This window comes from Streptomyces sp. NPDC101237 (assembly GCF_044767465.1).
GTDB lineage: Bacteria > Actinomycetota > Actinomycetes > Streptomycetales > Streptomycetaceae > Streptomyces > Streptomyces gramineus.
The window spans coordinates 1-12,022 of sequence record NZ_JBIWNY010000060.1 but is presented as its reverse complement, the minus strand read 5'-3'; the positions used below and the strand labels follow the sequence as shown (position 1 = coordinate 12,022).

6 protein-coding genes and 1 pseudogene are annotated in these 12,022 nt (G+C 67.7%); 3 read left to right on the top strand and 4 right to left on the bottom strand.

The genetic code is table 11. The annotated features are described in order from the left end of the window. Positions 1–660: 660 nt before the first annotated feature. Positions 661–1,969 (bottom strand): annotated as a pseudogene (locus ACIRQ9_RS40115) (IS256 family transposase). Between the two features lie 670 nt (positions 1,970–2,639). Beyond that, positions 2,640–3,224 carry a telomere-protecting terminal protein Tpg gene (gene tpg, locus ACIRQ9_RS40110; RefSeq protein WP_404185663.1) on the bottom strand — a complete coding sequence of 195 codons (585 nt, stop codon included), beginning with the start codon at positions 3,222–3,224 and terminating at the stop codon, positions 2,640–2,642. A gap of 194 nt (positions 3,225–3,418) precedes the next feature. Between tpg (ACIRQ9_RS40110) and tap the strand changes: the two genes are divergently transcribed. The 3 genes from tap (at position 3,419) to ACIRQ9_RS40095 (ending at position 8,318) form a co-directional block, all read left to right on the top strand. Then, on the top strand, positions 3,419–5,644 hold the full coding sequence (gene tap / locus ACIRQ9_RS40105) for a telomere-associated protein Tap (protein ID WP_404185660.1): 2,226 nt from the start codon (positions 3,419–3,421) through the stop codon (positions 5,642–5,644). A gap of 10 nt (positions 5,645–5,654) precedes the next feature. Continuing rightward, positions 5,655–6,212: a telomere-protecting terminal protein Tpg gene (gene tpg / locus ACIRQ9_RS40100; RefSeq protein WP_404185657.1), complete on the top strand. Its 558-nt coding sequence runs from the start codon at positions 5,655–5,657 to the stop codon at positions 6,210–6,212. A gap of 69 nt (positions 6,213–6,281) precedes the next feature. After that, positions 6,282–8,318 carry an AAA family ATPase gene (locus ACIRQ9_RS40095; RefSeq protein WP_404185654.1) on the top strand — a complete coding sequence of 679 codons (2,037 nt, stop codon included), beginning with the start codon at positions 6,282–6,284 and terminating at the stop codon, positions 8,316–8,318. A gap of 105 nt (positions 8,319–8,423) precedes the next feature. Here ACIRQ9_RS40095 and ACIRQ9_RS40090 read toward each other — a convergent pair whose 3' ends face one another. Next, on the bottom strand, positions 8,424–11,069 hold the full coding sequence (locus tag ACIRQ9_RS40090; protein WP_404185651.1) for a Helicase associated domain protein: 2,646 nt from the start codon (positions 11,067–11,069) through the stop codon (positions 8,424–8,426). Continuing rightward, entirely contained in the window at positions 11,066–11,608 is a 543-nt protein-coding gene (locus ACIRQ9_RS40085) for a hypothetical protein (RefSeq protein ID WP_404185648.1), read from the bottom strand. The genes ACIRQ9_RS40090 and ACIRQ9_RS40085 overlap by 4 nt, the downstream gene beginning before the upstream one ends. Positions 11,609–12,022: the final 414 nt, after the last annotated feature.

The window sequence follows — 12,022 nt, the reverse complement described above, 5'->3', positions numbered from 1 at the left end:
ACCCTCGACCACCACCAAGAACGTCATAGCGAGGGTCTACCAGACGCCCGTGACATAGCGCCGATCGGCCGTCGTCTGAAGTTGGAATGGGCTCACTGACGGCGGGTTCCCGCTCGCTGGCCTGGATCTCGTGGATCCGCCAGTCGATCGACCGCCGAACGGGGACCGGATTCGGGACGCTCTCGCGACTCGCCGACAGAAGATGTGAGAGCGACCACACGCGCTATATCACACGGAAGTGAAAGGGACGCCTAACCGGAGGGATTAATCGGACCTTTACGGCATCCACGGACTCTCTCTGCACAGCCTCATTCCGTGACCTCGGCCACATTCGCAAGGGGTCAAAGGTGATAGGGCCGTATACGCGCACCCCCCGCTGATAGGCGATGGATAAATCCGGCATAACATTCATCGAGCCTGTTCAGGGCTTTGATCCTGTGCGTCCGATAAATCCGTTATGGCGTCAATAAGAAACGGCCTATAAGCCACTTGTAGTAAGTCTGTGGGCTGCTATGGCGCATATCACCTTTGTTGTGGAGATCAAGCCCCTCGGGTACCGCTTGGACCTGCACCCGCCGCGAGTGCACCCACAGGCCTTCGGCCGCAGTCACACCCTCGGGCGGGTCTGTCAAACGAGCGGTGTGATTGGGGTGGTTGGGGTTACTGACGGGCTGCTGAGAGGCGGGCGTCGAAGGAGTTCAGCGCGGTCTTCCATCGCATGGTCCAGCGGGCCTGTCCCTTGCCGGTGGGGTCGAGGGACATGATCGCCATGTAGACGCACTTCAGGACGGCCTGCTCGTTGGGGAAGTGTCCGCGGGCCTTGACCGCCCGGCGGATGCGGGCGTTGACCGACTCGATCGCGTTGGTGGTGCAGACGATGCGGCGGATCTCGGTGTCGAACCGCAGGAAGGGGGTGAACTCTCCCCCAGACTCCGTCCGGGGGCACCCCCACCCAGGCGTTCTCCCAGAGCTTCACGATCGCCGGATACTTCCGACCCCAGGCGTCGGCGAACTCGGCGAACCGGTCCAGGGCGGCCTCCTCGGTCGGCGCCGTGTAGACGGGCTTGAGGAGCTTGGCGATCTTGTCCCTGTCCTGCCGGGCGGCATAACGGAAGGAGTTCCGCAGCAGGTGCACGACGCAGGTCTGCACGATCGTCCTGGGCCAGACGGTCTCCACCGCCTCGGGCAGGCCCTTGAGTCCGTCGCAGACGAGCATGAGAACGTCGCTGACGCCGCGGTTCTTGATCTCCGTGAGGATGTGCAGCCAGTGCTTGGCGCCCTCGCCGCCGTCGCCGGCCCACAGCCCCAAGATCTCCCGCCGGCCTTCGGTGGTGACGGCCAGGGCCACGTAGATGGGCCGGTTGACCACCGCACCGTCGCGGATCTTCACGTGGATGGCGTCGATGAAGACGACCGGGTAGACGGTGTCGAGGGGGCGGCTCTGCCATTCGGCCATGCCCTCCAGCACCTTGTCGGTGATGGTGGAGATGGTCTGGCGGGAGACTTCGGCGCCATAGACCTCGGCCAGGTGGGCCTGGACCTCGCCGGTGGTCAGGCCCTTTGCGGACAAGGAGATGACCATCTCGTCGACGCCGGTCAGGCGCTTCTGCCGCTTCTTGACGATCTTCGGTTCGAAAGAACCGTCGCGGTCGCGGGGCACGGCTATCTCCACCGGGCCGACGTCGGTCAGCACGGTCTTGGAACGCGTGCCGTTTCGGGAGTTGCCACCGTTCTTGCCCGCCGGGTCATGCTTGTCATAACCGAGATGGTCGGTGATCTCGCCTTCCAGGGCGGACTCCAGCAGCCGCTTGGTCAGCTGCTGCAGCAGGCCGCCCTCGCCGGTCAGCTGCAGGCCCTCGGCCTGGGCGCGGCCCACCAGCTCGTCGATCAACTGGTCGTCCACGGCCTTCGCCGACGCAGCCTTCCTGGGCTCGGCAGTCTCGGACTCGGACACGTTCTCACTGGTCATCGATGCATCTTCCATGATCGGGAGTTACACCGAACGTCTTACAGTCCCCCGCCCGGCCGGCCAACCGGTGGCTCACCCTGCCCGCACTGGACCGCCTCGTCTCCTACGACAGCCCCGCCACCTGTACCGCCCCGTGCACACCGCCGCCGATTACCTTCCGGCACCGGCCGCCACCCGCACCCCCCACCCAGCAGACAGCCCGGGAAGCCGTCCGACGCCTGGCCGCCGCGACCGCCCACCCCCGCCTGGCCGCAGCCCTCGCCGCCACGCTCTTCACCGGCGCCTCCTTCCAGCAGCTCGCCACCGCCCGCCCCGGCGACTACGACGACGGCGCGGCCACCCTGGCCCTGCATGACCGCGCCCGCTACACCGATGGCTGCGCCACCCACCCCGTACCCCCGTGGGCACGCCTCTTCCTGTAGGCCGCCGTCTGCTTCGCCCAGCTCGCGCCCGGCCAGGACCAGCATCTGCTGGCCAGCCCCCACGACCGCACCCACCTGCTGCGCGTGGCCGAGGCTGCCAGGCTCCGCCCGCCCCAGCCGCCCGCAGGCCAGCGCACCCTCCATATCCAGTGGGACTGGCGCGAATGTAAGGAAGCACAGCGCTATGACGCGATGCTGACACGGCACCAGACACCGCCCTCGCACTGAGCCCCAACTCCGGTGCACGGTCAGTCGATGGAGAAATCGGCGAACTCCACGTCGGTGAAGGCGATCCCGAGACCGTGGGCACGCTGGCCCCAGTCCCGGAAGTAGGCATGCCCCAAAGCGCGGGCGAGGATCACCATCTGCTGCTGCTCACCCCTGCCGGCGTCCCGGGCGGCGAACAGCTCGCGGGCCACTTCTCCCGACAGGTACTGGGTGACCAGCCGTACTCGCGGATCGTCTGACGATCCTGCCGGAGCGGCGAAACCGAACCGCGCCCTGGTGTGGAAGACAAAACCGTCGGCCTCGGCCCGGGCCCGCCGGCGGGCGCGCACCAGAGGCTGCCAACGTGCCCTGACGGCCTCATCGATCAACCCCGCATGCACGGCACTGGGGCGGCGGCGCATTTCCGGCCGGGTAGTGACCCACCTCTGTACCGTGCGCTGGGAGATCCCCAGGAGGACGGCCACGTTCTTCGTGGAGCCCTTCTCCGCCTTGAGCAGGAAACGCACAGCGGCGTCACGCGTGGGCACGGGACGGGTCAGCAACGCTCGTTCGAGCCCCTTGACGATCTCGCCCATGCCCGCCCCCGAGCGTTCTGCCACCGCCATGGCTGTTGCACGGCAGCCGTCTGCTCTCTCAGATCTCTCACACCAAGCCGCTTCCCTCGGCCAGTTCAGCCATAGCCGAGACACCACTGCGGACCTTCGGCTAAAGGACTTGCAGCCGCCGCTTACGTCATCCGTACGCGTTTGGTACGCGAAATGTGCGCTTCACGCTAGGGTTGCGGATCAGGAGGTGCTGCATGTCCGAGCTGTTCGACGCGGTCGACGCGCTCATCGCGTCCCGCTCCCCGTTGCCGCCCCCGGCGGAACGCAAGCGGCTGCGCCAGGCGCACGGCCTGACACTGGACGAGGTGGCCACCGCACTGCAGGTGCGGCGCGCGACGGTCAGCGGCTGGGAGGCCGGCAAGACCGAGCCGCGGCCCCCGGAGCGCGACGCATACGCCCGCATGCTCAAGCAACTCGCCCAGCTCTACCCCGCAGGCGCTCCGGTGCCCCCTGAGGACACGGCGATCCCTGAGACGCCTGCCGTTCCGGCCGCTCCTGCGCCATCGGCGGTTGAACCGGCCCAAGCCCGCTCCGCACCCACAGGCCCGGCTGCGGAGCCCGCGAACACCGCACTTCGCCCCGCTGCCCCTGCCGCTGTACCGCGTCCGGCGGCCACGACCCGGCCGACGTCGCGCCGTCCAGCCGCTCGGAAGACTGCCCCCGCAGGCACCACGGAGGCCGGCACCGATCCGCGTTTCGAGAACGGCCCGCTTGCGGTCGTCGACGTCGACGCAGATGGTCAGGTGCTGGCGTACTGCGTCGGCGGCCTGGTCCTGGACGTCACCGCGAAGTCGCTTCCCGCGCTGGTGGAGTGGACGCTGCACGAAGGGCGGCTCGGTCAGCCGAAGTTGTCCGGGCCGGGCAAGGACGCCGACCCGCTGATCGTGCTGACCGAGGCCGCGTGCGAGCACTACGGCCTGCCCACCACGCTCACCAAGGAGGAGCGCCTTGCCGGCCGGATTCCGGAGGGCCACAAGGTCATCAAGCAGCTGACGCGCGCCAACTGGCAGCTGACCAAGCGCGGCTTCGGGCCGTGGGCGAGGATCTACCGCCCCGCGCAGGGCTCGGAGCGCTCCTGCGTGCAGGTGTGCATCCCGTCGTGGGACGCGCTCGATGCCCGCCACTGGGCCGACGCTGCCCAGCTTCCGCCGGCCGAACTCGCGCGGCTCCTGGGCACCTATGCAGCCCGGGTGATGACACCGCGCGGCTCCACCGCCGTCACAGGCCTGGAGCTGATGACCGCCCTGCACCCGCCGACCCGCGCCTCCGAACCGGACGAGGACGGCAGGCGGCACTCCGAGCACAACCCCGGCTCGCTGGGCAAGGATCCGCTGGACTGCGCGCCGTGCGAGGCCCCCGACGGGCACCCGCTCCTCGCCGACCTGCCGCGCTTCCACCAGCGCACCACGGCTGAGGTCCTGGTGGAGGAGGCGTACGACTGGGCGCGCCCGCTCACCGACGCCGAATGCCTGCGCCCTCATCTGGTGGGCATCGACGTGAACATGGCCTTCGCGGCCGGCGCGAACGGCCTTAACGTCGGCCTGGGCGCGCCGACGCACGTCAAGAACCCCGTCTTCGACGCGAAACTGCCCGGCTCCTGGCTCGTCGACCTCTCCCACGTCGACCTGTCCCGCGTAAAGGTCGCCCAGGACAAGTGGGCGGACCTGGACGCGAGCCTGCTGCCCGGTCCGTTCACACCGAAGGGTGAGCACCCCACAGGTCCGGTCTGGTACGCGACACCGACCGTGGCGTACGCGGTGGAACTCGGCTACGACGTCCGCCCGATCGAGGCGTACGTCCGCCACGACAACGGCCGCTACCTGGACGCCTGGTACAACCGGCTGCGCGACGCCTACCTCGCCACGATGGCCGACCTCGGGGTGCACGCGGACATGGAGCCGGCCGAGTTCCTCGCGGCGATGGACGGCTACCGGCAGCGTGACCCTCAGCTGGCGATCGTGGTGTCCGCGATCAAGGCGACCGTGAAGGGCGGCATCGGCAAGCTGCGCGAGCGCCCGCGCGGGGAGGGCTGGAAGCCCGGGCAGCCGTGGCGGGCCCTTGCCCGGCCCACCTGGCGCCCGGACATCCGCGCCGCCGTCATCTCCCGGACCCGGATCAACATGCACCGCAAGATCGTCAAGCACGCCGCCTTCACCGGGCAGTACCCGGTGGCCATCCTCTCGGACTGCGCCGTCTACGCGTCCGACGGGCCGTCGCCGCTGGATTTCCTGCCCTACCGGGACGGCAAGCCGCTGCCCGGCGGCTTCAAGCTCGGAGTGAACCCCGGGCTGGTGAAGCACGAAGGCACCCAGAGCGTGCTGTGGGGCGAGGGCGTCCGCGAGCAGTTCAACGCCCCAGAGCTCAACCTCGCCCGGTACATCAAGGACGGCACCGTCACCGCCCAGGACACCGGGGAGTAGGTAGAGCGCGATGAGCCTGTTCGGCAACGGCCTGGACGCCGCGGTACAGAAGGCGTTCACCCGCCCGGCGCCCAAGAGCGCGCCCGCGCAGATGCGGTACCTGGTCAAGCAGCTCAAGACCACCAAGGCAGTCGCCCAGATGCTGCGGATCTCCCAGCGCACCGTCGAGCGGTACGTGAAGGACCAGATCAAGAAGCCGCGCCCGGACCTCGCCGCCCGCCTGGAGAACGAGGTGAAGAAGCGCTGGCAGCCACAGATCCGGGCCAAGGCCCGTGAGAAGGCAGCCACGACCGGCGGCATCGTCATCGACACCCGCGCCCGGATCGGCTACACCGCGCCGATCGGCACGACCGACGAGGACCGCCTCCGGCACCTGACCATCGCCCTACCACCGCGCTACGCCGCCCGCCTCTTCGCCGCCCAGGAGCAGGGCGCCACCGACGTGGAGCTCCAGCAGATCGCCGCTGAAGCACTCAAGGAGGTGTACTTCCAAGACGGTGGCCGCCGCGCCGGCCAGCTGGAGGAGGTCCGCCTTACCGACATCGAGCACCTGGAGTTCGACCTCTGACCACCGTCGCCTGGAAAGCCCGGGCAGGCTGCGTGACCAGGGCGTACTGTGAGCGCGCAGGAGGGACGAATGAGGCTCAGCGCGGCACACGTGACGAACTACCGCTCGGTGATCGATTCGACCGAGTTCGAGGTAGAACCGGACAAGACCATTGTGGTGGGGGCCAACGAGGCCGGGAAGACCGCCGTCCTTCGGGCGCTGCAGCAGGTGAATCCGCCGGCAGACCAGCGGGACGGGCTGGACGCCCTGCGGGACTACCCGAGGTCTCGGTACACCGAACTCGATCGGGGCGACAAGGAAGCCGGCTATGTCCCGGTCGCGCGGGCGATGTTCACCCTGGACGAGGACGACATTGCGGCACTCCACGACATCGACGCCAGCGTCTTCGCTGACGCTAAGACGCTCGTACTGACGCGGTACCTCGACAACAGTCGCAACTGGGACCTGCCCGGCGTTGGCCGGAGCGTGCAGTGGAAGGACGTCAGCAAGGACGCTGCCCGCCTCAAGACCCACGTCAAGGGGCGTGGGGATGAAGGACAGCAGTTGGCCGATGAACTTGATCAACTGTTGGCGGACGTGCGTGACACCACGCGGCTGGTCGGCGCCACTGCCAACAAGCTGGACGACTGGCTCGAACGGGCTCTGCCTCACATCGATGAGGAAAACAAGCAGGCCGATGCCCAGTTCGACCGGCTCCGTGCCGCGGCCCGCCGCTTCACCATCTTCAGGCAGGCATGGGACGCCCTTGGATCACGGGTCCCGGTGTTCGTCTACTACTCGCAGTACTTCACCGTGCGTCCTCGGATCCATCTGGCGAACCTTGCCCAGCGTCAGGCCGCTGGCGACCTGGACCAGGAGTACGACTTCGGCAACCTGTGCCTGCTCGATCTTCTGGGTTTCAGCGCTGCTGAGCTTTCGCAGATGGTCAGCCAGCCTGCTCCCGAGCTCCCGCCGAACCGGCAGGACCAGAATGCGATGGTGGCCTACCGGGCAGCCGAGAAAGCGTGGCAGGACCAGCGCGACGCACGCCAGTACAAGCTGAACGCAGCGAGTGTCCTGATCACCCAGCTGATCAGCAACGTCTGGGGCGACGACAACCTGCAACTGCGTCTTGTTGCAGATGACCAGTACCTCAAGGTGGTCGTCGTCGACGACCTCGGGGTCGAAGTCGAACTCGATCAGCGCAGCGAAGGATTCCGATGGCTCGTCAGCTTCTTCGTGGTCTTCCGCGCCCAGGCGAAGGACCAGCTGAACAACGCGATCCTGCTCCTGGACGAGCCCGGACTGCACCTGCATCCGCTCAAGCAGCGTGAATTCCGCAGGACCGTGGAGATGCTGGCCGAGGACAACCAGATCCTGTACACCACCCACTCGCCGTTCATGGTTGGTCCGGAGGAGCTGCACCGAGTACGCCTAGTGGAGATGGTCGACCGGACCACGGGCACAAAGATCCATACCCAGCTCGTGTCCGACGACCCCCGCTCGGTCTTCCCGCTGCAGGCTGCACTCGGCTACGACCTCGCACAGAGCATGTTCAGCCAGCGCCGTAACCTCGTCACCGAAGGCCTGACTGACATGTGGTTCCTCGAGGGGCTTGCCGGTGCCATGCGTGAGGCTGGTGTGACCACGATGCGTGACAACATCGCCATCGTGCCCGCCGGCAGTTCCAGCAAGGTCATCTACTACTGCACCCTCCTGCACAGCCAGAAGCTGAAAGTCAGTGCTTTGCTTGACTCCGACGCGGCCGGCGAGAAGGCAGCTACCCAGGACGACTTGGTTCGTTTGCTGAAGAACAACCAGATCCTGCGCACCAAGGATTACTACACTGGCTCCGTTCCCGGCCCCGAGACCGAGGACCTTCTACGCACCACCTTGGTAAAGGTCGCTCTCGACAAACTCGGCTGGGACGTCCGTGCGACGGAGGCCGCCCAGCAAAAACGCCACATCGCCGACATCTTCAAGGCCGAGATTTCAGGCTTCTCGAAGTGGAAGCTCGCTAAGGCATTCCTGCAGTGGCTGACCGATCATGGCTGGAGTGATCTGACGGCCGACGAGCAGGCTGCTTGGCAGAAGCTGTTCGCTGCCATCAATAAGGCGCTTGCGTAGCCGCCGCTCTCTACAACTCGACCCCATGTCCCGAGTGAAGTCTGCCTCGGCATCCCAGAGCGCGTGCCGATGTTCTGCCGGTTCAGCGACCGGCAGGTAGCGGTGTCACGCCCATTCCACGCCCAGCTCCGTGAGTGTGGCGAGTTGTTCGGGGGTGAGCTTGTCGCGGCGGGTCTTGGTGTTGGAGATCCACACACCCAGTTTCACGACCACCGGGGCAGCCTCGCCTTCCACCGCGATCTCTTCTGCATGCGCCCTGGGGACGCGGTGGTGGCCTTCGCGGGCGATGTACTGCGCGAGGGCCTGAACGCCCTTGTGGAAGGCCGCTGACGCCTTCCCCGCCTTCTCACCCTTGACCGCCCGGATCCCAGCGGCCCGTACGACGGGCGTCACGCCCAGCTCGGTCAGCCGCTCCTGCTGCGCGCTCGACAGTTGCGCCCAGGTGGCCGGCTGCTTCTGCCGTTGGAGCCAACGTCCGATGTCGTCGCCGTCGAAGACGACGCCGGGTGCGATGTCGGGAAGCTGGCCGTCGGCGTCGACGAGGTCGGCGAGGATGCGGTAGTGCCGCTGCCAGTCCAGCGGCCACGGACAGTTCCAGTCCTCATCGATCGTGGCCAGTTGCTTCGCGCGCTGTGCCGCCCGCTCCGGGTCCTTGCCCAGGCCGCCTTTGCGGCGGAGGTTGGCCATGTGCTGCCCGATGGGCACCATCGCCTCGCCCTCGCCCCAGACCGCGTTCTGACGGGGGGCGAGGTGTCCGGTGGCCCGGTGGTAGGACCGGAGCGCGGCGAGCTTGGTCTCCCACGCTTCCTCGCCCGGCTCCCAGACCATCCCGGCCTCCGGCGCGTCCAGGAGGACCTTGCGCCGGTCCTCCAGCTCACCCGCCCGCAGGGCCTTGCGCTGCTGGTGCACCCACCGCCCGAGGGGGAAGTCCTTGGTGACGCCGACCTCGACCTCGACGTCATAGGGCACGGCGTAGACGCCGGTGATCTCGTTCTGCGCCCGCCAGCGCAGCAGGGCCTGGTAGCCCTCCAGCCACACCAGCGACTCCGGCCGGTAGACGCGGGTGCGCAGGAACGCTGCGATCGTGGCCGCGTCGCGCGGGCTGGAGAAGTGGAGCAGGGCCGCTTCGGCGGCGGCCTGGGTGTCGTCCTCCTCCTGGCTCTCGCCGCCGGTCCCGACGATCTGCCCGTCCTCGTCCCGCCGTACGTGGATCTTGCGCTTTCCGCTGGTGAGGGCGCGGGAGGCGAGCTGCTCGACCAGGCGCTCATCGTGCGAGCGCAGGCCCTGGAGCACGGCTACAAGGGGGCGGAAGCTGGCACTGGCGACCATGTCGGTCGGGTCCTCGCCGGGCTCCAGGAAGACGGGCACGATGATCCTGGCGACCTTGGTGGAGCCGTCCTTGTTGAGGCGGAGCGCGCGGCCGATGTTCTGCACGATCTCCACCTGTGAGCCGCGGGTGTCGGCGAAGCAGACGGCCTCGACTCCCCGCTCGCCGGTGATGTCCACGCCTTCCCCGAGCACGCGAACGCTGGCGAGGAAGGCGCGGTGGACCCGGCGCCCGGCGGCGTCGATGCCGTTGGCGAACTGCCTGATGACCTCGCGCCGCTCGGTCACGAGGTGGTCGCCGCACAGCCACGCCGACCACACGCGGTCCGAGGGTACGTGGCGGCCGGCCTCGAGTTCGTAGAATTCCGCGTCGATGGAGGACTTCGGCAGCTTGTCCGCAGCGGCCAGGTCCTCGTCCGAGGCGTCGTTCATGTACAGCTCGGCAGCCGTCTCTGGCAGCTTCTCCGCGAACGCGGCGGCTTCCTCTACCTTCTGGTGGAACGTCATGACCGTGCGCAGGTTGTACGCGGCGGCGTGCTCCAGGAGCGCGGTCTGCAGGAGTGCGAGGCGCCGGCCGCGCCGCGCCTCCTCCGACTCCCCGATAACGGGCGAGGGGTCGCGGATCTCCAGCACGTCGATCTCGAACCCCGCCAGGATCTCCCGCTCGATCGCCTCTGACAGCCCGAGCTCGGCGAGCCACGCGCCGTACGTGCCGTCCGGGTCGTCGGCCATGGTCGCGATCTCTGCCTCCTGGCCTTCCGCGCCCTTCTGCGGGCGGGCCGCGGCGAGGATGCGCGGGGTCGCGGTGAAGTAGAGCCGGAAGTCCGCCGGGATCCGCTGGTTGTCGTGGATCGCCGCCCACGGACGGCCAAGATCACCGGCGGTTCCGTGAGCCTCATCGACGATCGCGAGGTCGAAGCCTGCCATGCGCTGGCCGTACAGCCGCTCTCCGCCCGCCAGAGCGGCCTCCAGCGGCCCGCGAACCTTCCGCTGGCCCTCGGGTGCGTCGATGTCCTCGCGGTCCACCAGGGAGGCGTACGTGGCGAACACGACCACCGGCCCGGACCCCGCCCACAGGGCCAGCTGGATCGGGTTGGTGGTGGTCCGCACCCCCAGCTCCTTCAGCACCGGGTCGTTCTCCAGCGAGCACACCGCCACCATCGGCGCCCGGTGACCGACCAGGCGCCACGCCTGGGCGGTCTGCGCGAGCAGGTCCAGGGTGGGCACGGTCACGAGGATCCGGCCGTCTCGGAAGCACTCCAGCGCGCACGCGGCCGCCGTGATCGTCTTGCCCGAACCGGTCGCTGACACGATAGTGCCCCGGGCACCCTGCGGGGGCACAGATGACCTTGCAGGGAATCCAACCCATTTCCGAAACGCCAACTTCTGGTCGACCTGATGCTCCTTGAGGTTAATCGGTTTCACATCGAGTCCTCAGATTCGTTGAAGCTGTCGACGTTGAATTGCTCGGCGTGGAGGTCTGATGGCAGATGAGCTCGGTACCTCTCCTGGAAATAGGAGAGTCTTTCCCTCTCTTCAGGGAAGCCCGCGAGGAGCTCGAAGGCGTACGCGGCCGCGGACTTCGAGCGCCCCGAGCCGATCTCCTCATACAGCGACCACGCGCATCGTCGAACGGCCTCCCGGCAGGCGTCGGCGACACTGTCCTGTTCGCCGTAACACAGCGTCCAAAGAACCTGAATCAAACTCCTCCTCCACGTAAGCGGCACCAGAGGGTCCGCAAGGGAGGCAGCAACCATGCACGCAGTAGCCACGGCCGGCGCCATGAGGTTGGACTGGATGTACACATGGTTGTCGGCCCACCCCTCACCCACCCGCTCCGGCGGGGCGGCACGCAACGAAGCAAGAAAGTCATGAGGCACATGAGAGGCGCTTCTCATGCACCCGCACGTCATGCTGTCCCAGTCATGACGTGAAATCTCTACCAAAACAAACTGCCCCACCATGCGATCTCCTGCCCCGCCGGGTATCCCACATTTTCGCCAATGCTACATGCTGCATCAGATCAGATGCGCGAAACATCGAAACCCACACGGACGACCGACCCCACCTCAGTAGCCAGCTCGGCCCGCGCCAGCGGGCCTCAACGGTTCTGGAGGCGCAGCCGGAAGGACCGTCAGGCGGGGGAGCGCAGCGGACCCGCCGGCCAGGCTGGAGCGAAGCGGAAGCCTGGCATCGGGACAAGGTCCCGCCGGTCCGGGAGCGCAGCGGACGGACCGTCACCCTGCTTGCTGCGCAAGCAGGGTGTGCGGGTGGCGCAGCCACCCGCTAGCGCTCACGCGGAGCGTGAGCGCAACACCCGTGCGCAGCACGGGTGTTCGCTTGCACATCGCGCAGCGATGTGGTACCCGCTCCGCGGG